This is a genomic window from Rhodospirillaceae bacterium, from assembly GCA_040219235.1.
Taxonomy (GTDB): domain Bacteria; phylum Pseudomonadota; class Alphaproteobacteria; order Rhodospirillales; family Rhodospirillaceae; genus WLXB01.
Genome location: JAVJSV010000007.1, coordinates 100,623 through 122,521, shown reverse-complemented (window position 1 = coordinate 122,521; position 21,899 = coordinate 100,623). Strand labels below are relative to the sequence as shown.

18 protein-coding genes are annotated in these 21,899 nt (G+C 54.3%); 7 read left to right on the top strand and 11 right to left on the bottom strand.

What is annotated here, in order from left to right:
• Window positions 1-15 precede the first annotated feature (15 nt).
• Window positions 16-957, bottom strand: coding sequence for a universal stress protein (locus tag RIC29_02745; protein MEQ8733813.1), 942 nt, complete (start codon window positions 955-957; stop codon window positions 16-18).
• Between the two features lie 113 nt (window positions 958-1,070).
• Here RIC29_02745 and RIC29_02740 point away from each other — a divergent pair, with 113 nt between their 5' ends.
• From RIC29_02740 to RIC29_02730, 3 genes are all read left to right on the top strand, one after another.
• Window positions 1,071-1,274 (top strand): helix-turn-helix domain-containing protein, encoded by a 204-nt coding sequence (locus RIC29_02740; GenBank protein ID MEQ8733812.1) that lies wholly within the window; start codon window positions 1,071-1,073, stop codon window positions 1,272-1,274.
• A 162-nt stretch (window positions 1,275-1,436) separates the two neighbouring features.
• The gene (locus tag RIC29_02735; protein ID MEQ8733811.1) at window positions 1,437-2,972 is read left to right on the top strand and encodes an amidohydrolase family protein; all 1,536 of its coding nucleotides are present in this window, start codon (window positions 1,437-1,439) and stop codon (window positions 2,970-2,972) included.
• A 218-nt stretch (window positions 2,973-3,190) separates the two neighbouring features.
• Window positions 3,191-4,030, top strand: coding sequence for an NAD(P)H-binding protein (locus RIC29_02730; GenBank protein MEQ8733810.1), 840 nt, complete (start codon window positions 3,191-3,193; stop codon window positions 4,028-4,030).
• 210 nt (window positions 4,031-4,240) lie between these two features.
• On the opposite strand, the gene RIC29_02725 is transcribed toward RIC29_02730, so the two are convergent.
• From RIC29_02725 to RIC29_02680, 10 genes are all read right to left on the bottom strand, one after another.
• On the bottom strand, window positions 4,241-4,789 hold the full coding sequence (locus RIC29_02725) for a PAS domain-containing protein (protein MEQ8733809.1): 549 nt from the start codon (window positions 4,787-4,789) through the stop codon (window positions 4,241-4,243).
• 183 nt (window positions 4,790-4,972) lie between these two features.
• Window positions 4,973-5,404: a GNAT family N-acetyltransferase gene (locus tag RIC29_02720; protein ID MEQ8733808.1), complete on the bottom strand. Its 432-nt coding sequence runs from the start codon at window positions 5,402-5,404 to the stop codon at window positions 4,973-4,975.
• Between the two features lie 270 nt (window positions 5,405-5,674).
• Window positions 5,675-7,189, bottom strand: coding sequence for an aldehyde dehydrogenase family protein (locus tag RIC29_02715; protein ID MEQ8733807.1), 1,515 nt, complete (start codon window positions 7,187-7,189; stop codon window positions 5,675-5,677).
• A gap of 125 nt (window positions 7,190-7,314) precedes the next feature.
• Window positions 7,315-8,088, bottom strand: coding sequence for a PP2C family protein-serine/threonine phosphatase (locus RIC29_02710; GenBank protein MEQ8733806.1), 774 nt, complete (start codon window positions 8,086-8,088; stop codon window positions 7,315-7,317).
• A 95-nt stretch (window positions 8,089-8,183) separates the two neighbouring features.
• Window positions 8,184-8,978, bottom strand: a complete 795-nt coding sequence (locus RIC29_02705) for a hypothetical protein (GenBank protein ID MEQ8733805.1) — start codon at window positions 8,976-8,978, stop codon at window positions 8,184-8,186.
• A gap of 199 nt (window positions 8,979-9,177) precedes the next feature.
• Window positions 9,178-11,361, bottom strand: coding sequence for a TonB-dependent receptor (locus RIC29_02700; GenBank protein MEQ8733804.1), 2,184 nt, complete (start codon window positions 11,359-11,361; stop codon window positions 9,178-9,180).
• A 691-nt stretch (window positions 11,362-12,052) separates the two neighbouring features.
• A complete protein-coding gene (locus tag RIC29_02695; GenBank protein MEQ8733803.1) occupies window positions 12,053-12,967 on the bottom strand; it encodes a hypothetical protein in 915 nt (304 codons plus the stop codon).
• Window positions 12,968-13,017: 50 nt separating this feature from the next.
• Window positions 13,018-13,773: an arylmalonate decarboxylase gene (locus tag RIC29_02690; GenBank protein ID MEQ8733802.1), complete on the bottom strand. Its 756-nt coding sequence runs from the start codon at window positions 13,771-13,773 to the stop codon at window positions 13,018-13,020.
• Between the two features lie 36 nt (window positions 13,774-13,809).
• Complete coding sequence (locus RIC29_02685) at window positions 13,810-15,021, bottom strand: FAD-dependent monooxygenase (GenBank protein MEQ8733801.1); 1,212 nt, start codon at window positions 15,019-15,021, stop codon at window positions 13,810-13,812.
• Between the two features lie 173 nt (window positions 15,022-15,194).
• Window positions 15,195-15,782 (bottom strand): flavin reductase family protein, encoded by a 588-nt coding sequence (locus tag RIC29_02680; protein MEQ8733800.1) that lies wholly within the window; start codon window positions 15,780-15,782, stop codon window positions 15,195-15,197.
• 325 nt (window positions 15,783-16,107) lie between these two features.
• Between RIC29_02680 and RIC29_02675 the strand changes: the two genes are divergently transcribed.
• The 4 genes from RIC29_02675 to RIC29_02660 all read left to right on the top strand — a co-directional run bounded on the left by RIC29_02675 (window position 16,108) and on the right by RIC29_02660 (window position 21,712).
• Window positions 16,108-16,908, top strand: coding sequence for a helix-turn-helix domain-containing protein (locus tag RIC29_02675; protein MEQ8733799.1), 801 nt, complete (start codon window positions 16,108-16,110; stop codon window positions 16,906-16,908).
• Window positions 16,909-17,170: 262 nt separating this feature from the next.
• Window positions 17,171-19,267, top strand: a complete 2,097-nt coding sequence (locus RIC29_02670) for a TonB-dependent siderophore receptor (protein ID MEQ8733798.1) — start codon at window positions 17,171-17,173, stop codon at window positions 19,265-19,267.
• Window positions 19,268-19,425: 158 nt separating this feature from the next.
• Window positions 19,426-21,030, top strand: coding sequence for an FAD-binding oxidoreductase (locus tag RIC29_02665; GenBank protein ID MEQ8733797.1), 1,605 nt, complete (start codon window positions 19,426-19,428; stop codon window positions 21,028-21,030).
• A 250-nt stretch (window positions 21,031-21,280) separates the two neighbouring features.
• Window positions 21,281-21,712, top strand: coding sequence for a hypothetical protein (locus RIC29_02660; GenBank protein MEQ8733796.1), 432 nt, complete (start codon window positions 21,281-21,283; stop codon window positions 21,710-21,712).
• Window positions 21,713-21,899: the final 187 nt, after the last annotated feature.

Sequence of the window (21,899 nt, the reverse complement as noted above, 5' to 3'; positions counted from 1 at the left end):
TATCTACTCTTACAATCAATAGGCTTTCACCGGTGAGATGAACCCCTTTGGTTTAAGCGCCAGCAGCGAGCAAGACAAATTCTGTAGGATATTTTCCGCCGTATTCCCGATGATAAAGCCGGGGATGCCGGTCCGCGCGACCGTACCCATCACTAGAATATCGACCTTTATGTCCCTTACGAATGCAGGGATGCAGTCTTCGGCCCTCCCACGCAGATGGTGGGCCTGATGGCTGCCGGAAATACCGGATGCCTTAACCAATCTGTCAAGGGCCGTGCGATGTTCCTGCTGCGTGGTCAGAACAGCTTTGGCAATTTCCTCATCTTTTGCTTTTACAAAGGAACTGTCACGCAGATAGGATTCAAATTCATAATCCCAGCAGGAAATGACATGCAGTTCGCCGCTGCAGCTATCCGCCAGGGAACGTGACAACTCTAACATCCGTTTTGACAGATCTTCTGCGGCCTGCTCAGTCGTTTCCGGATCAATTGCGACTGCGACCTGAATATGTTGCCTTGAATGTGCAATCGGGCGGCATAACCATAATGCACAGGGGCATTTGCGTAGCAGGTCCATATCGATGGCTTTAAAACCGCCGCCACCGCCGTCACGAGGCTCTGCTTCTTTGATCAACAGGTCGTGACCGTGCTGAAGCACATGCTGAATTATCTTTGTTGAAGGGGTTTTATCGCTGGCGAGTTCAATCGAAATATCGACTGAGCCTTCTTCCAGCTTGATCGCTTTTTTGGTCGAACGTATCGACGCTTCAGTCTGGGCAATAAGCGACTCTTCGTACTTCTTTCGGTAATCAGGAAAATCAACAGAGAATTCCGGGCAGACAACCAGAACACTCAACGGAGCGTTGTTGTTGCGCGCCAGACTCAGCGCCTGCTTCAGGCCCTCAGTTTCATCAGCAGTTCCGTGGCTGACGTAGAGTGGGTTGTGATAGTGGCGCATTTAAAATCTCCTTATTCCGATTGCCACTACAGATCATAAAATCAGCCCTGGCAAAGGTAAATCGAAATCGGTATAAATAAGTGAGAATAAGAATAAATAAGGATCAATGAGTCATGCTAAGTGCACCATTCATGACGATTCAGGACGTCGCTGAACTTCTGAAGGTGAGCAAAGCGACGGTACGTACCTGGATCAAGAATGAAGAACTGCGAGCCGTGAAATTCGAACGGGAGTTTCGCATAGCAAAGGTGGACCTGGAGCGTTTCGTCGAAGCCCGGGCGACCATGGCCGCACCAGAGACCGCCGCCCCCCCCTGATCGTAATGCCACCACAGCCGATACTTAGATCAACGCGCCCCCAAGCATGCTTAAAGCCGCTTTGCGGTTCATGGAAATCCCCTCCAGATGTATAGATATCCCTAGGTTACATCAGGACACCGGGAACGGTAGACTGTTTGTGAGACCTTAGAGGGGATTAAAATGACCGATCTGTTGCGCTGCCTGTTCAAGCCCGCTGCCTTCAAATCTTGCATTGTATTAGGCATTGGCCTCGCAGCATGCTCCGACGATGGCCCCGCGCCGTCTGAGCTGGCAAGCCCGGCAGCAACGGCCATTACCCCCGCGACGACAGTCGTAATTACAAATGTCACGGTGATCGACGCCACCCAGCAGATCGAACATGCCACAGTGGTCATGACCGGCGACACCATTACAGCGGTTGGTCCCGCCTCCACCGTCACCATGCCCGTCGGGGCCAGTGTGATAGATGGCACGGGCAAGTTTCTGATCCCCGGCTTGTGGGATGCCCATGTGCATCTTTCCTATTATCCGGACCTGGGCATTGAGGCGTCGTATCCGCTGTTTATTGCCAACGGCATCACCAGCGTGCGCGATACGGGTGGACTAACCGATATTGTTCTGCCGATGCGAGACGCGGCCCACGCGCCCGGGGCCATTGCGCCGCGCGTGTATTTGGCGGGGCCTTTGGTGGATGGCGCGCAACGGGTGTATGCCGGATTAAACGGCCGCCCCAATATTTCAGTCGGCGTCAGCACACCCGAGGAAGCCCGCGCGGAAATCGACCGGCTGCATGGCTTGGGCATGGACCTGATCAAGCTGTATGAAATGAACACGCCAGAAACCTTTGCCGCGGCGGCACAACGGGCCAATGAACTCGGCCTGCCCATCACCACTCACATCCCCTTAAGCATGGATGCGGTGGGGGCCGCAGAAGCCGGGGTGGATGGCATGGAGCATCTGCGTAATCTGGAACTGGCCTGCGCGGAGAATTATCAAACATTGCTGGCGGAGCGTCGCAAGACCCTAGCCGACAGCACTGATATGGATGGCGGGGACTTGCGCAGCACCTTGCACCGCATGCAACGCACAGCCGCCATCGCCGCCCAAGACAGCGCCCGCTGTAACGCGGTGGTGGCCGTGCTGGCGCGCGAAGCGGTGTTTCAAACGCCAACGTTAACCGTCAACACCATCGCCACGGAGCGGCTCTATGCCCGCCCGGATTTTCAAGACACCTACGCTTATCTGCCCACAAAGGTTCAGGCGCAATGGGACACGGGCGCGAAGCGCTTTGCCGAAAGCATGCAGCCCACTGAAGCATCCAAAGCCTTCGAAGCCTGGAGCTACGCCATGGTCGCTAAGCTGAATGACAGCGGCGTAAAGGTGATGGCCGGCACGGACAGCCCGATCGGTTTTCTGACCCCCGGCTACAGTTTGCATGAAGAGCTGGCGTTGTTGGTTAAAGGCGGACTGACGCCGCTGGAAGCCTTGCGGGCCGCCACGCTGTACCCGGCAGAGTTTATGCGCCTGGACGATAAGATGGGCACAGTCAGCTCAGGAAAATGGGCCGATCTGGTGCTGCTGGACGCCGACCCCCGCGAAAATATCGGCAACGCCAAACGCATCAACACCGTGATTAAAGCTGGCCACATGTATGACCAGGCCACCTTGGACGGTTTGCTGATGGACCTGAAAACGGCCTATGCCGCTGGGCCCTGAAAGCTGAGCGCCACTCAGGGCGATTGATTAAAGATCTTCCGGTTTGCTGAGAGTCATAGGATTACCCCCCTCACCTGCCAGCCCATCACAGGCCCGCACATCACAGGCCCGTTAACTCGATATTGGTTTCATCTTTTGAGTCCCTTTTTTAAGATGTTCAGGGTACATCGTATTCTGCTGCGCTGAGACAAAACCATTGCGAAAGTAAGGATAAAGACATGTTCAAACAGATAATTAAAATGACTGGACTTCGGATGAGCGGACTGGCGGCTCTCGCCGTTCTGGCCACCACGCTCGGTCTGTCAGGGTTCGCGGTTCAGGCTGAAGCTGAAACGAACGGCAGCGGTGGCGTATTGGTGTTTGGCGGCACCGGCAAGCTCGGTTCTGAAATCGTGCAAGATTTGGTCGCAGCCGGACAGACCGTGACCGTGATGTCGCGCCCGAGCTCGAACCGGGAACGTCTCGACGGACTTGAGGTGTCGTTCGTGGTGGGTGACATGCTCGATGATGCGGACATGAAGCGCATCTTTACAGAGGGCACCTATCGCGTGGTGATTGATGCCTCGGCCCAGGGCATGGGCGGCGATAACGCCTTTTATTATCAAGCCCAAGAGCTGATTTCAAAGTACGCCAAACAGACCGGCGTGGAGCAGATTATTTTTCATGGCGCGGTGGGCTCGGGCGACAGCGCGCGCTTAGTCAACATGGAAGAAGTGTTTGAATTTCAACGCACCGCCATCGCCGCCAAAACCATCGCCGAAGATGTGCTGACGGACAGTGGCGTACCCTATACGATTATCCGCCACCTGAGCCTGATGCCCGATGGCTCGGTTGAATCGGGCGAGGCGATGTTGAGCCGCGACCGCACTGCCGTGGGCCCGGTGACGCGGGATGGACTGGCGCGGTTGACCCTGGAGTGTGTCGATAACGCGGACTGCCTGAACACCATCTTTCATGCGGTCGATCTAGAATACGACCTGGGCGACGGCGCGGAGCGTTTTTACGACATGTACGAGCGGGTGATTAAGCCGGAGTTCTTTACACGGCCGGATAAGTAGGTTGGCGTAAACTTTTGAGAATACGCGGGTTCTTTAAAGGCCGGTGTGTCGCGTGATTATTACTCTGGGCCCTCGCAACACTTGCGACGGCGACGGCTAGAGTTGTGACTTAGGGTGTGCATCACACACATACCGTTGTCTTTGGGCTTAACCTGAAGACCCAGGCGTAGCGCAACGCACGTGCTCAGTTTTGTGAGGTGCGTTAAGGGGTCAGTCCTCAGTGATAGAGGGTGGCTGGTCTGGAACGCCCGCGCCGATGTCGAGCCACTGCACATTGGAGAGGCTTTTGTAGCGCTTTGAGTGCTCGCCGTATTCAAGATTGCGCATCAGCGCCGAAAAGGCCACCACACGCCCCGGTTTTCCCGGTGCGACAACCAGGGGCAAGGTGATCGCTTCGATCACCATTTCAGAGCCGCTGCTGGCGGCCAGCTCAATTTCCGAGCGCAGACCGCAAGGCGTCGCTATGACCTGATGGGTGTTGTGATACAGCGCGTCACGAATTTCCTCTGGCTGGTCTGCGGCCATGGCCTCGCCGGTTTTATCTTTGCCCCAGCGTTCAACCAAGCCGGTGCCCATGAGCCGCACGATCATGGTGCCATCTTCGCTCATCTCTGAAATGTGAACAAACGGCGCGTAACTTGGGTGTGGATGATCTAAAAAATCTGCGTGTGTGGGAACAATCTGGCCGTCGCTGCACAAAGATTGCCAGTGCCTAAAAAAGCCAAGGCACTCGGCTGACTGGAATAAAGACTTGGCCACTCGGCTTTCCCGTTGATCGTCCCCAATTCTCACGGCGGCGCGTGAGACACCACATTGTTGAGAATACTCAAAAAATGCAGCAGACCTAACTTAGCAGGGGTGTCTTCGTGTCCCTATACCGGAGTGCATCGCACGAAGTTGAGATTTATCACAGGCTGGGCAATCTGAGGTTTAACGCACCCCTTACAGCTCACCATCAAACATGACCATGGGTTCCATGGTGAGGTCGAAGCTTTTGTAGAACGCGCGCGCGGCGGCGTTATCGGCCTCGGTGGCCACCCAAACATCGGTGCAGTGGCGGGCGCGACCGATGGCAAAGAGCTCGGTGACCATATCCAGGCCAATGCCGTTGCGTTGAAAGCGCGGGCACACACCCACATTATCAATGTAAAGTTCCGGAGTGTTATCGGGATGCTTGTGGATGATCGCGCGGGCCTGGCCAATAACCACGCCTTCAAGAACCGCCACGCATAAAACATGGTTGGGCTCGGCCAGATAGTCGGCCAACAGATCAGGCGTGACCTGTTCGTCAAACACATCTTCGGCGATGTTTTCGAGCAGATGTGCATCGGCTGGGCCGACAATATGGATGGTCGCTGGTATATCTGAATTCATGCGGCGCACCATGCCCGCATTTAGAGCTCATGGGAAGCGATACCTGTTGCCGCAGAAAACGTTTCACCCCGACAAAGCTGAGGGAGTGACGGACAGAATTTAGATACCGGCTTTGGATAAAAAATAAAGCTGTCGTACTCGGATTTAGTCCGAGTACCCAGGGGTGGGGAAACGCAAGTGTTCAAGTCACTCTGGACGCTTCCCCAGGTTCGCTGAAGGTTCACGTCGCCCTGGACTCTCGCAATAAATGTGAGAGTGACGCAATGGGTGTTACACCACCGCGCAGACGGTTTTGGTTTCCATATAGTTGTCGACAGCCTGCTGGCCGGAGTCACGGCTCCAGCCGGATTCCTTATAGCCACCGATGGGCAGGCTGGCATCGAACATCAGGTGACAGTTGATCCACACGGTGCCAGCCTTGATGTCGTTTGCGAGACGTGTGGCCTTGGAAATGTCCTGCGTCCATACACTGGCGGCCAAACCGAAGCGGCTGTCGTTGGTGATGGCCGGCACGTCTTCCATGGAGTCAAAGGGCGCGGCCACCACAACGGGGCCAAAGATTTCTTCCTGCACCACCGCCATATCCTGGCGCGTATTGGCGATGACGGTGGGCGAAATGAAGTTGCCCGTCTCGCCCAACTGTTCGCCGCCAACAACGATTTCAGCCCCCGCCGCAACACCGCCATCAATGTAGCCTTTAACGCGGTCGGCCTGCACCCGATTGACCATGGGGCCAATGGTGGTGGCGGGATCAAGGCCGTGACCCATTTGCATACCTTTGGCGATGTCGGCGATGCCGGAGACCACTTTGTCGAACACTTTCTTTTGAACGTATAGGCGAGACCCGGCGACACACACCTGGCCGCCGTTAAAGAAGATGGCATTGGCCGCACCGGGAATGGCGAGGTCCATATCGGCATCGGCCATGACAATGGCGGGTGATTTGCCACCCAGTTCAAGCGCGACCTTTTTCATGTTGGTTTTGGCAGCATCGATAATCTTGCGGCCGGTCGGGGTTGAGCCGGTGAAAGCGATTTTGTCGACGTCCATGTGCTCGGCCAGCGCCTGACCGGCTTCTGGCCCCAGCCCTGTGACCACATTGAACACCCCGGCGGGCACGCCCGCTTCCATGATCAACTCGCCCAATCTCAGCGCCGTGAGTGAAGTGTCTTCGGCGGGCTTGAGAATCATCGAGCAGCCCGAAGCCAAACACGGCGCAATTTTCATGGCCTCCAGCACCAGCGGACTGTTCCACGGGGTGATGGCCCCAACGACGCCCAGGGGTTCCTTCTGGGTGTAGGCAAACATTTTTTTGCCTTCGGGCTGGTAATTGATGGACGGCGTGATGGTTTGCCCTTCGATCTTGCTGGTCATGCCCGCGAAGTAGCGGAACTGTTGTGCGGCACCAGGGATCTCGGCCCAACGGCCAACAAACAACGGCTTGCCCTGGTCCAGAGTTTCCAACTCGGCCAGTTCATCAATGTTGGCTTCGATCAACTCGGAGATTTTCCACAGAATGCGACCGCGGTCATCGGGGGTCATCTTGCTCCACACACCACTTTCGAAACTGGCGCGGGCGGCGGCGACGGCGGCATCGACATCGGCCTTCTCACCTTTGGGAATGGTCGCCAGGACTTTACCGGTGGCCGGGTCTTTGGTTTCGAGTGTCGCGCCAGATTGAGCTGCAACCCACGCGCCGTTGATCAGCATTTTGCGGGCGGGCGCGGCCAGAAACGATTGGGCGCCTGCGGTTTGTGGCTTCACATCTGAGACAACAACATTCATGGCGGGACTCCCTAAAACTAAGGTTTGATCTAGATTCCGTGCGTAAACTCTAAATCAGCCTAGCGTACCATGCGCGCGGTTCCGTGCAGGTCGCCACATAGTGGACTAAAGGCTTAACACCCGAATTAGGCGTTGGGCCGGCTGATCACAAGCACGGATTCATCATCATCAGCCGGGGCATGCCCGCGATAGGCCGAGACGGCGTCAATGACCGCATCGCAGAGTTCCCAGCCTTCGTTGGTCGGCAGCTGTGCCACCAGATTGAGCAGCCCTTCTTCATGCAACGGCTGGCCCTCGGCGTTTTCTGATTCAATCAGGGAGTCGCTGTACATCACGATAAAATCGCCGGGGGCCATGATGATGCCGATCTGTGAGTAATCGGTGCCGTCGATCACGCCCAGGGGCGCGTCGGCAATGCCAAGCAAGGCGTTATCGATGCTGTTGTCAAGAAACAGCCACATCTTATCCGCCGCGCGAAACCATAGCGGCCGTGGATGCCCGGCATTGCTGAGCACGAGGGAATTGTTCGGCTTATAATAGGCCGCAATGATAGCCGTTGCGAAATTCCCTTCGGTAGACAGTTTGCCGAATTCTTCGTTGAGGGTGCGGACAAAGCCGGTGTGATCGGTGTTTTCGATATTGGCGCGCATCAGATGATGCAGCCCCTGGGCCAATTGGCCGGAGGTTTCGCCGTGACCCGAAATATCAGCGAGGGCGATGCGGATCAGTGAGTCTGCACTACAGGCCGAGACATAATGGATATCGCCACCCTGCTCGCTTTGCCCATGGGGCCGCGCGTGGATGGCGATGGAGATATTGGCCGCCCTGACCACCTGATTGGTGATGCGGTTGCCGCCCCACACTTCCAGGCACTGCAGGGCTTCGGGCTGAGGAGTCATAATGTTCATGCCTGCAGTATACCGCGAGCGAGGTGCGATGCGCGATCAAATTTGTGGGAGGGGGTTTGACGGCGTTTTCGAACGTGGTTCTGGCTCTATCTTGGTCCGACCTCCAGCTTGGTCAGGCGGTATTCCCGGTTATTGGCTTTGGCGACATAGCGCACCAGCACCTGATCGTCGCCCCACAGCCAGATATCATAGCGGCCAAAGTAAAAGGTGTAATGGTCGGCCTCGAAAGTGCCGGCCGGCACGGTGACGGTTTCGCGGCCATGGTAAATGATTTCGTTGTCGACCATCTGGCCGATGCCTTTGATGCCCTCGCCGCTGGTGGTGACCATATTATACAGCGGTACCGTCTGCGGGCTGGGCTTGGTGTGATCGTAGAACAAAACCTGCCAGCCCTCGGTGATGACCGGATGAACCCGCAAGGAAAACGCCTCCGGCACCTCAAGTGCGAGCGTAGCGTTGCCGTTGGGGCCAATGATGTTGCCGTTGAGAATATCCGTTTGGGGGCGCTGGCGAGTCTCCAGCCAGAAGCGGGCCGCCCCACCGTACGCGCCAAAGCGCCAGAAATTGGCATAGGTATCTAAGGGCCGGAAGTTCTGATCGACCCGCAGAATGACGTTGCTTTGATGACCCTGCTCGCGCAAGTCCACAAAGGCTTCGACCGTACGCGAGCCGTCAGGGTGGACGGTGATGGTCCAATCCTCATGCCCACGAATGACATCAGAGTCGAGGAAGCCGTACTCGTACGAGCCCTTGATCCATTTGGTATTGGCGCTGAGCGCGTTCGCTTGAGCGGGCGCACCCGTTTGGGCCATTGTCCAGGGCACAGGCAGGACGGCCAGCAGAGCCACAGTTAGAAATCGGATCATTAGAAATCGGATCATAGGTATCATCTCTCTTGTCCCCCTCGGGCATGTACCGAGTGTCCAGAGTAAATGGCACAGGTGAGCTTTGGAACCCTCGCTGCTCGCAACAAATCCAAGTATGACAGCACGCACAAGAAAAAGGCCGGACCCGAAGGTCCGGCCTTATCCCGCTTTAGGGTTCCCCTCCCCGTAAAGCGATAAGTGTTTCGCGGTCCTGTTAGAAGGAGTAGGACGCGGTGAGACCGAACTGCCGTCCATCGGCCAGCGGATACTGGAAAGCCCGGACGAAGCTGGATGTGCGAGCACTGGTGCCAACGGGTAAGAAGTTCTTGAAGTCGACAAACCGGATGACGGTGGACGGGGTCAAGTCGTCTGTCACGTTATCGACAAACAAAGTGACCTGCCAATTATCGGCGTCCAATCCGACCTTCAGGTTCAACAGCTTCTGATCACCGGTATGGGCCAGGTTATAGACCTGAGCATACTTGCGTTCGGCGTAAGAGAAATCAGCCCGGAAAAAGGCGTTAATGCCATCGGCCACCGGATACTCATAACGGCCAAACACGTTAAGCTGATGCTTGGAGTTGTTCGGGGTTTGGTTGCCCGCAACCGACGGATCACCAAAGAAGGCCGCCTGTTCAAGATCATCGTTAACGACAAAGGTAGCGTCATTCAACCCATAGCCAAAGCCGCCCGTAAAGTTGTCGGTGAAGGCGTTGGTCATCTCAATCTCAATACCTTCCACCTTGGTTTCACCAGCATTACTGATGTATGAGGCTGGCGCCCCTGAGCTCAGGGTGGTCTGTGAGGTAAGTTGCTGATTGGTCCAATCAATGTAGAAGATCGCGGCATTCAACGTCATGCGGCCATCAAGCAGAGTGTTCTTGGTGCCCAATTCGTAGTTCCAAGATTTTTCTTCCTCGACCGGAATGAGCACTGGGTCAATCAACGGGTTGGCGTTGAACGCCCCCGGCTTGTTGCCCTTGGCTAGCGAGGCATAGATCAAGGAGTCATCATTGACCTGCCAATCCACGGTAAAGCGCGGCGTCCAGCTCTTGAAGGTCTCTTCAAGCAGAGGCAATCCCGCACGTGTTGGGTTTTCGTTGGAGACTTTATCCGAGGAATAACGGAGTTCGACCGCCGCGGTCAGGCTTTCCGTAAGGTCATAAGACAACAGACCAAAACCGGCCCAGTTGCGGACCTTGTCGACACCATCATCGACGGTAAATCCGGCCAAACGATCTTCACGGAAGCTGCGGTCGCTGTTGTAGTAATATGTGCCGAACAGATAGTTGAGCGGTGAATCCCAGGTGGACTGCACCAGGACTTCCGTTGACCACTCTTCGCGATCACTGAAAGCAATACGGTTAAAGGTGCCGCCGAGCGCGGTTGAGTTGGACGTTAAGTCAACATCATAGCCGTATTTCTGATCGGATTTGAAATAACCGGTGTTGGAGGTGATGGCGAAATCACCGCCGTCGTATTCTAGCTTAGCGGACAGACGGTAGCTGTCTTTGTCGAGGCCGATGTCATCACCGAACAGATCTAGGTTTTGCTCGGTTGTGGTGAATTCGTTGACTTCACCGCAGTAGTATTGCCGGGCGACATCAAGGAAGCAGTTGTTGAAAGTGCGGTCCTGCAACACGATTGCAGCGGCACCGTCATCATCCTTGCCATACCCGCCGGCCAGGGTTGCTGTGAAATTTTCGCTGGCCCGGAACTCTAAAGCGGCATTGAAGTTGAGGGATTCTTCCTGGCCCACTTTTTGGTTATCCAGGCTGTTGCGGTATTCACCGCCGTAATCATAGTAGCGGCCATGCACCATGTAGAACACTTTGTCTTCTACGATTGGGCCGCGGGACATAAGATTGACTTCGTAATCATCATGCTCGGCGGCACGGACGGAAACTTTATTCTCAAATTCGTTTGAGCCCTTTTTCGTGGTGATGCTGATCGCACCGGCAAAGGTTGAACGGCCAAACAGAGCGGCTTGCGGCCCTTTGATGACCTCGACCCGTTCAACAATGTCGAAGGGGAAGGATAAAATTGAATCGTTGTATTGAATCCCGTCCACGAACACCGAGGCATTGCCTTCGCCAAGAATGTTGGATTGCCCGCGAATCACCGGACGGCTGCCACCGCCTTGCACACCATAGCGGTTGAGTTTTTCAAAGCCGAAGTTTGTGGTGAATTGGCTGATCTCAAACACATCATCCAGGCCACGCTCCGTCAATTCATCAGCGGTAAACGCGGTGATGGACAATGGAACATCCTGCAGGCGCTCCTCTGTTTTACGCGCCGTCACAACAATCTCTTCCAGAGCGATTTGTTGCGCATTAGCCGAACCGGCGCCAAGCGCTGTCAGGGCACAGGTGGCAGCAAGGAAACGTTTGAGAGTCATAAATAATGCCTTTGTATGGTTAGGCCCCCCTCTTCAACCGATAAATTGAGATGTGAATCAGGGGGTGAAGTTTAGCGAAGTAATGGTTTTAATTTACAGTCATTTACATATGAATTTAGACTTCTTAAACCAACACTTTCCGCGCATGTATGGCAAAACATTTACGTGGCGTGACTAAATAGTCACAGCGGGTCATGCTGCAAACGCCAAAACCGAAAGTGCTTGATTTTAGCCCGTGGCTTTAGGTGGACGGCGCAAGGATAAATTCCATAAACCCTGGGACGACGGAATTTTAAGGCGTACGCCACGTCTTGAGTAAAGCCCAACTGTCACCCTCGGCTTTAGGCCGAGGGCCCAGGGCATAACGCACGCACAGAGTTTGTTACTCTGGATGCTCGGACTAAATCCGAGCATGACGAATAGGAATTATAATTTTTATTGTGCACGCATTACGCCCTGAGACGGCGAAATGCCGTCTCACTATGCGCCGTGTTTTTTTGTGCACGTGCCACGTCCTAAAACAGCTTTATAGTTTGCACGCTAACGCATGACGCTGTTTTACTATGCGCCGTGGTTATTATGCCGCACGCGCCACGTCCTAAAACAGCTCCGCTGTTTTACTATGCGCCGTGGTTTTTATGCCGCACGCGCCACGTCCTAAAACAGCTCCGCTGTTTTACTATGCGCGTGCCTATTTAATATGCCCTTCGTTGTTTTCCATATACCACTCGGCGATGCCTTCGCGGGTGGCGAACCAAACACCGTCGAGGCTTTTGGCGAAGTCCAGGAATTCTGTGATGGCGCGGACTCGATAGGCGCGGCCTGTGACGTGCGGGTGAAGCCCCACATTCATCATCCGGCCTGAGCCCTGCTCGGTGGCTTCGCGATGAAGCACGGTCAGTTCTTCGATCAGGATATCGCGCATTTCATCGGTGGTGTGACCCCGGCGGGTGAGAATGGTGAAGTCGTTGATCTCGTTAGAGTACGGGGTTGAGACAATCGGGCCGGCATCGGTTTGCAGCATGTAGGGCTGATCATCGTTCAACAAATCACAGAAGAAGATGCAGCCGTTCTCGGCCAGAATTTCCGGCGTGTTCGGAGTGCCCCGCAAGGACGATGACAACCATCCCTTGGCGGGCTTGCCGTAAAACTTTTCATATTCCTTGAGCGTGGCTTCAACGATTTTTCGTTCTGCCGCGAGGTCGCCGTTAAGTCCCGTGAGCAATTCGCCTTGCTCGTAGTTATGGGCAACCACTTCCCAGCCTTCATCCTTCGGCACTTGGGCAATTTCGGGGCGTTCTAACAACGTCTTGGCGTTGACGGTACAGCCCGGTGCCACACCGGATTTACGAAAGGCATCGAACAAACGCCAGATGCCAACGCGCTGGCCATACTCTCGCCAGGTGAAGTTTGGGAAATCGGGAATACGGCCCGGGAGAATGTCAGGCAGAATCGCTGGTCCACCGGCGTAGTAGCCTTCGTCGGTGTCCTTGGTCATGTCCCAGTGCTCCAGATTCAGAGTGAGCATCAGGGCGACTTTTTTATTGTCAGGCCATTTCAGTGGGCCGCGTTGGGCGATGCCCGAGAAGGGATAACTCATTACCACGGGGACGTTCTCCTAAATTGGGGTGTCAGTGTGTTTCGGATGGATGTGGATTACCAGTCTTCGAGAAGACGTCCGCAGCCCTGTACTTTATCGGTGAATCCATTGCGGCGCAGCGAGTGCCAATAAGTGGCGGCGTTGATGGCGATCACAGGTTTGTTCAACCAGCGCTCAGCTTCGGCGGCGACCTGCATACAGGCCAGGTTGGTGCCGACCTGAATGATGCAATCCACATCAGCCTGATTCAACTCGATAATGGCTTGGCGCAATTTCTCAGGCGGCTCATGGGCAATCAACATGGGGCTTGGGCTTTTGAGGCCAATCAATGCCTTCACCTCATAGCCGTTGTCGGTAAAGAACTTGCGCACCATGGCATCACCGGCAGGCATGTAAGGCGTCAGCACACCCAGCGTCTTGATGGGTTTTTCTTCGCCATAAGCTTTTAAAGCATGCTCGCAAGCATGTGAGCCGAGTGAGACCCCTACCCCAGCGCGCGCTTCCATCTTTTGATGCAAGGCTTCTGCGCCGTCAGCGCCATCCCAGAACGTTTCCGCCGACATCCCCATGATGACAAAGCCTGGCGAACAGGTCATGACACGATCCATGGCAACGTCAGTGGCACCACGAATATTGACCAGCAGTTGCTCGAAGTCTTCATCGGAGTGCACCGGATCATCGGGAATTTCAATGCGGCAAAAATGGTTGGTGATGCCCTTCGGCTGCATCAACGCGTATTCAGGCTCGACACTGGTGTTGGTCGACGGCGCAATGACGCCGAACTTCATGCGGTAGCCAAGTGAATCAACCATAGAACCCTCCGAAGCCGTTCTCCGTCCTTAAATCAATCAAGTGATCTGGTAAGAATCCCGCACGCTATCAATCATCGAGGTGCGCATCAGGAACGCTTTGGCCAACGCCGGATCAGCCGCAGCCTGCATGTACTTCTCCTGCTGTTTTTTATGCGCTTCCGCATCAGCCGCTTCGATGGCCTTCTTGTTGGCGATGGACTGCGCCTGGACAAACTCTTTGCAGATGATGCGGCGCTGACGGTCGTACAAATCAAGGATGCTGTCGTTGGCTTCGCCACTGACCATCATGATCAATTTTTCGGCCAGATTGATGGCATCATGGATGCCACCATTCATGCCCATGCCCCCGAGTGGGTTGTTGACGTGCGCTGAGTCGCCGCCCAAGAGGATGCGACCGATGCGGTAGGTCGATGCCACACGCTGATGCACGTTGTAGAGTGTGCGGTGTTTGACCTCGAAGTCGCCTTCAACGTCCGCGAGGAAATGCAGACGCTCTTGAATGTACTCATCCGACAGCAGTTGTTCGTTGGTATATTCGGGTGGTGTTGGGAACAAGCAGCGCCAGAGGTTGTTACAGCGCAACAACACACACCATTCATCAGGATCAGACACATAGTTAACCCAGGCCAATCCGGGGAAATGATCTTGCAATGGATAGGATGTTGAGGCGACCAGGAATTTCTCAGGATAGGTAAAGCCTTCGAATTCAATGGACGCTTTACGACGGATGGCACTGTTGGCCCCGTCGCCCCCAAACACGATGGAGCCGCGAATGTTCTGCTCACCTTCGGGCGTTTCAACGGTCACGGTCACGCTTTCATCGTCTTGCGACACGTTGGTAACCTTGTGATTGAAACGCACGTCCGCGTTGGGCATGTCTTCCAGTATACGGCAGACAATACGGGTCAGGCGGAACTGCTCGGTCTGCAAACGATAGTGATGCTTTGTGGTGTCGCCCAGCATGGCCATTTCAAAGTCGGCATATTCGCCGGTGCGTCGATCGCGGTATTGATAGTTCGGCACCAGAAGTCCGGTGCCAATTAATTCCTCAGTGATGCCAAGCTCGTCGAGCATATCCAAGGTCGGCGGATGCCAGGTGGAGGCGCGCAAATCTTCCGGGAGCTCGCTGTCCGCTTCAAGCAGCACAATCGGGACGTTTTTCTGTGCCAGATAGAGGGCCAAGGTACATCCGACGGGCCCCGCGCCTGCGATGATGACCGGATCTTTTCCCATAATATTAATCGACATGCTGTTGCGTCCTTGAACTCTTAAGATAGAAGCTGGACGTGGCACCGCCCTGGCAAACTGTTGGATACGGTTTTAGCACTCGTCCTAGGAGGAACAAGGCAGGCTACCCAGTTATCCACGCCGTGATCAGTAATTAGGTCATGGCCGTTGAGCAGGCGCGATACAGTTCTCTTTTATCGTTCAGGAAGCGAATGAAATGCTCCACCGTGGAATAAAAGTGGAGCTTTACTGAGATTGAAGACCCGGCGCACGCGGCCCACGATGATGTCGTGATCCCCTCCGGGGTGCCGCGCTTCCACATCGCATTCCAAGTACGCGACGCAACCATCAATGATGGGAATACCCCGCAATCCGGGATGGGTTTTGACATTTTTGAATTTGTCTGCCCCGGATTGAGCGAACTGCATGGCCAGTTCTTCTTGTGCGGCGGATAAGACATTCACCACAAACGGATCGCCCGCTTTGAATAAGTCAAAACTGGGCGTGGTGCGGGCAATGCTCCAGAGGATGAGCGGTGGATCCAGGGAGAGGGAATTAAATGAGTTTGCGGTGATACCGACCCACTCATCATCCGGTGAAATTGTAGTAACAGCGGTGACACCCGTGCAAAACTGGCCCAGGGTATCCCGGAAGGCCCGGCGGGCGTCCGCGCTGGTGGAAGGATCAAGGCCGGATTCGCCATCGATTGTTAAATCATTGGTTTCATTAGCCTGCAAACCGATTTTAGCATTGGTGGGAGATAGAAAAGAGTCAGTGCTCACAGTAAATCCATTTGTAAGGGTCGTAACCGCCCCATATCCTTTAAAAGGCGTAACCGTCCCATATCCATCACATTTTCATCGGGTATTAAAGGCATTAGGGCATCATTTTGGTTAACACCAATATCTAGTATTTTAGGATGATAGCGCCCTCGAACCACATATGATGTCCATCTGGTGGTCGGCTTGATATACCCTCGTGTTCAATTGCGCCACAGGCGGTCTTATACCTCCACAGAGTGGTCAGGATTGGACGATCAGGGCCGCGCCTATAGACACTTCATATGTTTCCAGGACGACACATCACCCTTATCCGGGACACGCACTTATGCCGACAAAAAAACAAAGCGAAGACTCTGTTCGCCCAATCCGAGCGTTGATGCGCGGACTAGATGCCCTGCAGCAACTTAATCGCCACAATGGCGCAACAGTGACCGATGTAGCCAAAGCCGTAAAACTGCCACGGACCACGGCCTATCGGGTTTTGGAAACCTTATGTGTCGCCGGCTATGCCGTCCGAGACCAGAGCGATGACCGTTATCGCCTGACCACAAAAGTCCGCTCGCTGTCGGACGGCTATGATGATGAATCCTGGGTGCAAGAGATTGCCAAGCCCATGCTGAACAAGCTGGCGGGAGATGTGGTGTGGCCTTTGGCCATCTCAACGCTCAGCGGCATGTCGATGTTGGTGCGGGAAACCACCGACCGCGACAGCCCCCTCGCCCTGGAACGCTATTCCGCCGGATTGCGGGTGCCGATTTTGGGGTCGTCTTCCGGACGTGTGTACTTGGCGTTCTGCAGCGAAGAGCAGCGGGACGTGCTGCTGGAAGTTTTAAAGAAATCAGACCGCGTGGAAGACACCATTGCCCGCGACCGCGAGATGGTGAGCCGGATTTTATCGGAAGTGCGACGCAATGGGTACGCCGTATACGACAATCCTTCGATGTCGGAAACGAGCATTGCCGTACCGTTGTTTGTGAAAGGCAACGTGATTGGCGGCCTGGTGGTGCGGTTTATCCGCTCGGCCATTACGGCAGATCAGGCCATCGACAAACACTTCGGTTTTATGAAAGAGACGGCCAAAGCCATCGGCGCTGCCTTTGATGAAGCGCATACACCAGTCAAATAACCTAATTCCTGGTCGTCCATCTTTAAGCTCTGAAACAGGGTTCATCTGTCAGTCCCGCAGATGCGTCGCCGCTCGCTCTTAAGCCGAGCCATTGCGACCTACCGGACGTCCTAACCTCCCACCGATAACTGATGCGACCACAAGCGACCGGCGGTGGTTCATAAAATATGGGTTTCCTCAAAATATAAGTTGATAATGATAATTATTATCAATAATAAGGAGGTGTTGCGAATGAATCTTAACTAAGGATCTAACACCCACCATGCGGCACACACACACGTTAAAGCTCACCACTGTTCTTGCTCCGCTCCTCCTATCTGGCACAGCACTTGGCGAAGAAGCCTTGGACGAAGTTATCGTGACCGGAAAATATCTCTCACTCGACAAACTGAATGCCGTGAAAACACCAACACCGATTATCGACGTGCCGCAGAGCTTATCGATCGTCAGTAGCGAACAAATTGCCAAACAGGCGTTCACCAATTTCGGTGATGTACTGCGCTATACGCCTGGTCTCTCCATTAGCCAGGGCGAAGGCCACAGAGATGCGATCATCATTCGCGGCAACCAAACCACTGCAGACTTTTTCCTCGACGGATTGAGAGACGACGTCCAATACTTCCGACCCCTATACAACTTGCAGCAAATTGAAATCCTGCGCGGCTCTAACGCGCTGCTGTTTGGGCGTGGCGGCGCAGGTGGCGTGATCAACCGGGTAACAAAACGACCAGAGTTTGGTGAGCAATTCACGGGCTTTACATCAAGTATCGATACGTTTGGGGCCTATAACGTCGCTGGGGATGTGAATTACGCGATTGGTGACACCGCCGCCTTGCGCTTCAATGCCTTTTACGACGGCCTGAACAATCACCGCGATTTTTTTGATGGCGAGCGGTTTGCACTTAACCCCACCTATGCTTTTCAAGCCTCGCCGGACACGGACGTTCTGTTATCCTACGAATACGTGGATGATGACCGTATTGTAGACCGTGGTGTGCCGTCACAAAATGTCGATGGAGAACCCGATGTGCCGTTAGACGGGTTTAACAAGACCTTCTTTGGCTCCCCGGACGAAAACACCGCGACCCTCGAAGCGCACATTTTCCGAACCCGAGTTGATCACGCCTTCTCAGACTCCTTACGTGGAAATGTTACGGCTCAATACGCTGATTTCGAAAAGCTCTATAAGAACCTTTATGCGAGTGAAAAAATTTTGGTCACGAATGGAACGTACGCGGGAGTGGAGTTCGATGGTTACCTCGACACCACCCATCGCGAAAACCTGATCATTCAGGCCAATCTGGTTGGTGAATTCGAAACCGGACGCTTCGGACACACGATCTTGTTTGGAGCTGAATTTGGCACTCAAGACACAGCCAACGCGCGTAACGACAACGTGTTTGCCTCTAACGGTGATGACCAATTGTTCATCCCCTTCACGGACCCGCTGAACATTCCAGAATTCTCTTTTTCAAGCCCAGCTCGTGATCGAGCCTCTGAAGTCGAGTTTGCATCGATATACTTTCAAGATCAGGTCGATCTGACCGAGAGCCTCAAAATCGTTCTCGGTGGGCGCTTTGATCGGTTCGACATTGAGGTCAACGATCTCTTCAATGGCGCGCAATTCAGTCGCCTTGACGAAGAATTCACACCACGACTGGGGGCCATCTTTAAACCAGTCGATCATGTTTCGTTTTACGCCAGCTACAGCGAAACCTTCCTGCCCCGCTCCGGTGATCAATTTTTGACCCTCAACCTGGATGCAGAAAGCACACGCCCACAATTCTACAAGAACAAAGAAGTTGGCGTGAAGTGGGATATTAGGCCGGACTTAAGTCTGACCGCTGCCGCGTTCGACTTAGATCGTGAGAGCTTCACGTCAGTTGATCCAGAAGATGCGGCTCAAGTGATCATTATCGAAGGATCTGAAACCAAAGGATTCGAAGTTCAGTTCACCGGCAACCTTACGGACCAGTGGTTCGTCACAACTGGCTATAGTTATCTGGACGGCAAGGTTCAGCGTGTGGATGGAAGTGGTGCCGATGGCAACAGAACACGCCAGACACCTGAACATATGTTCTCAGTCTGGAACACCTATCAGGTGAGCGACGTGCTTGGATTTGGCTTGGGCGCAACGTATCAGGATAGTTTCTTTGTTAGTGAAGATAACACGGTGGAGATTCCAAGCTATATCCGCTTCGATGCGGCAGCGTATTATAAGCTCTCAGAGGACGTTCGCCTTCAACTCAATATCGAAAACCTTCTGGATGAAACCTATTTCCCGGATGCGCATAGCAACGACAACATATCAACCGGTGAACCTATCAACGCGCGATTTTCGCTCAACGTCACATTCTAAATAGAGGTCCATGACGCCTACAAAAGGGTTGGCCTCACGAGGCCAACCCTTTTTCTATTTAAAAACCGCGCCTAGCTAACACTTCATGAAAGCTGTAAAAGTTGAAATCGTTATGGATCACCGCGCGCTAAAAAGCGCGAAATGAGAAAGAGGCCCCCATGTCTGAAGCCGTCATGTCTGAAGCCGTTGAGATGTCATCCGGATCACATTCCACTCTGATTAAGACCCTGACGGGAATTTTGGGCCACGATAACATCATCACCGATGAAGCCGAGCGCAGTTATTATTCTCAGGATGTTTACAACCAGGGCCCAGCCGTGCTGGCCGTGCTGCAACCGGACACGATAGAGAAATTGTCCCAAGTGATAGCCGCGGCCACCAGCCAAGGCGTTGCTGTATTTCCGCGCGGCGGCGGGTTTTCTTACACCGATGGCTACATTCCAACGACCAGCAACAGTGTCACCATCGATACGCGGAAGCTAAACCGCATTGTCGAGATCAACACAGAAGACATGTATGTTACGGTCGAAGCCGGTTGCACTTGGGCTGCGCTTGAGGACGCGCTGTCTGACAAAGGTGTGCGACCGGTGTTCTGGGGGCCGTTCTCGGGGCTGAACGCCACAGTCGGCGGTTCTATGTCACAAGGCAGCCTGACCTATGGCTCATCGAAATGGGGCCCATCCGGTGTCGCCGCAGAAGGAATGAAAGTGGTGGTCTCGGACGGCAGCATTGTCACAACCGGATCCGCTGGACAGCCTAATCATTCGCCATTTTTTCGTCACTACGGACCGGACCTGACTGGATTGTTTTGTAATGATGCTGGGGCCTTGGGCATTAAGGCGGAAATCTCCCTGCGATTACAACGCCGTCTGCCGGTGGTGATGGGATTGTCGTACGCCTTTGAAAGCTTTGATGGCCTGCACAAAGGCATGGCGGCCGCGGCGCGCGAAGGTTTACCAACAGAAGCCTTTGGTTTTGATACAACTGTGATGAAAGTGTTCACGGGCGGACAAGGTCTGGCGCAAGACTTAAAGACACTCTGGGCCGTCGGAATAGCCGGGCGCAACATCTTCGCGGGCGCCTGGCAGATGCTCAAAATTGCCCTGGCTGGAAAACGTTTCATCGACAAGTCCAACTATACGGCACACTTCATTTGCGAAGCGCGCGACATGCGCGAGATGAAATCCCACCTCAAAGGTCTTCGCACTGCCGTTGCTCCCTATGGCAACGAGATCGTCAACACTGTTCCCGCCGTTGTCCGCGCCTATCCTTTCCCGCCGTTCTCTTTATTGGGGACAGCCGGTGAACGCTGGGTGCCGCTGCATGGCATCCTGCCCTTCTCACGCGTTGCTGAATTCCAAGAGAAACTGGAAGCGCTGCACGCCCGCTATCAAGATCAAATGGATCGCCATAAGGTGATTACGGCATCGATGTTTACGACACTCGCGACCAATGCTTTTTTGTATGAGCCGGTGTTTTATTGGGAAGATGCGCGCGAGCCATTCCATGATCGCCACACCGACCCGGAGATGCTCAAGACGTTGACCGACTTCCCCATCAACATGGAGGGCCGGGCGCTGGTGGAAGAAATGAAAAAAGGCGTGATCGACTGCTTCTATTCCTGTGGTGGCACCCACATGCAGATCGGCAAAGTCTATCCTTACACGCGCGAACGGGATGCCGGCGCGCTGGCGCTGGTCAAAACACTTAAAGCTCATGTGGACCCCAAGGGCCTGATGAACCCGGGTGCCTTGGGACTATAGGGATACCGTTTTAACGTCCCCTTCGTAAGACCACCCGGCAGGGGTTGCCGGGTCGGCACTAACGGTAGGGCCGTCTTGGTGTGCCCGCGCCAGCGGCTTAGCCTGTCGCCGACACAAAAACCTCCTAGTCCATTGATATTATTGCGTTAACCTCTCGTTTACCAGAGTGGCACGGCGCTTGCATTCCTCTAGGTGAAGGCCACCACGGCCACACAGTTTTATTTAGTGTTTGCGACTTAAGGAATACCCGATGTCTGTGATCGACTTTATCGCCGTCCGCTCCAGCAAAGATGAAAACGCCTCACAAGTGGCGGGTGCCTTTTCTGCAGCAAGTGCGCTCGACAACGGCAAGGCCAGCAACGGTGCCTTATCTGCGAGCCAGTTCACACGTCATGTTTCGCACATCGTCGAAGATGAAATGAAACGCGCACTGAAGCGCCATGTAGATGTGATTGACCCGCATGAAATGATTGCCATGGCTAAAGTGATTGCGGATTTGAAATCCCGTTACTTGGCGATGGGTTTGATGGTGGCGTCCAATAAAACACCGATGACGGATAGCGAGCTGGAGGATATGCGCAGTCTGCGCATGCGCATCCAGGAAATGGAAGCTGCACATAACGAAATTAACGAAGCCATTATGGCGCACCTTGTGGATGTGAAAGGTGTCATGAAGGAATAACGACATTCATACGTCTCGTCCCGGCTTGCCCAGCAAGTTTTTCAGACGTTGATACGGCCGGCCCTTACCATCCGGTCCTGGTTGACACTCCTCTAAGAGAGTGCAGCCCTAAACGGTCCCTTACCAACCCGTCCCAGACTTGAGTCCCATATCCCGGTCGCCTCGTCCCAAGGCTGCCGGGATTTTT

Excerpts from the sequence above, each read along its gene's own strand:
- RIC29_02745 (MEQ8733813.1), bottom strand. The coding sequence starts at position 957 with ATGCGCCACTATCACAACCCACTCTACGTCAGCCACGGAACTGCTGAT.
- RIC29_02740 (MEQ8733812.1), top strand. The coding sequence starts at position 1,071 with ATGCTAAGTGCACCATTCATGACGATTCAGGACGTCGCTGAACTTCTG.
- RIC29_02735 (MEQ8733811.1), top strand. The coding sequence starts at position 1,437 with ATGACCGATCTGTTGCGCTGCCTGTTCAAGCCCGCTGCCTTCAAATCT.
- RIC29_02730 (MEQ8733810.1), top strand. The coding sequence starts at position 3,191 with ATGTTCAAACAGATAATTAAAATGACTGGACTTCGGATGAGCGGACTG.
- RIC29_02720 (MEQ8733808.1), bottom strand. The coding sequence starts at position 5,404 with ATGAATTCAGATATACCAGCGACCATCCATATTGTCGGCCCAGCCGAT.
- RIC29_02715 (MEQ8733807.1), bottom strand. The coding sequence starts at position 7,189 with ATGAATGTTGTTGTCTCAGATGTGAAGCCACAAACCGCAGGCGCCCAA.
- RIC29_02710 (MEQ8733806.1), bottom strand. The coding sequence starts at position 8,088 with ATGACTCCTCAGCCCGAAGCCCTGCAGTGCCTGGAAGTGTGGGGCGGC.
- RIC29_02705 (MEQ8733805.1), bottom strand. The coding sequence starts at position 8,978 with ATGATCCGATTTCTAATGATCCGATTTCTAACTGTGGCTCTGCTGGCC.
- RIC29_02700 (MEQ8733804.1), bottom strand. The coding sequence starts at position 11,361 with ATGACTCTCAAACGTTTCCTTGCTGCCACCTGTGCCCTGACAGCGCTT.
- RIC29_02690 (MEQ8733802.1), bottom strand. The coding sequence starts at position 13,773 with ATGGTTGATTCACTTGGCTACCGCATGAAGTTCGGCGTCATTGCGCCG.
- RIC29_02685 (MEQ8733801.1), bottom strand. The coding sequence starts at position 15,021 with ATGTCGATTAATATTATGGGAAAAGATCCGGTCATCATCGCAGGCGCG.
- RIC29_02675 (MEQ8733799.1), top strand. The coding sequence starts at position 16,108 with ATGCCGACAAAAAAACAAAGCGAAGACTCTGTTCGCCCAATCCGAGCG.
- RIC29_02670 (MEQ8733798.1), top strand. The coding sequence starts at position 17,171 with ATGCGGCACACACACACGTTAAAGCTCACCACTGTTCTTGCTCCGCTC.
- RIC29_02665 (MEQ8733797.1), top strand. The coding sequence starts at position 19,426 with ATGTCTGAAGCCGTCATGTCTGAAGCCGTTGAGATGTCATCCGGATCA.
- RIC29_02660 (MEQ8733796.1), top strand. The coding sequence starts at position 21,281 with ATGTCTGTGATCGACTTTATCGCCGTCCGCTCCAGCAAAGATGAAAAC.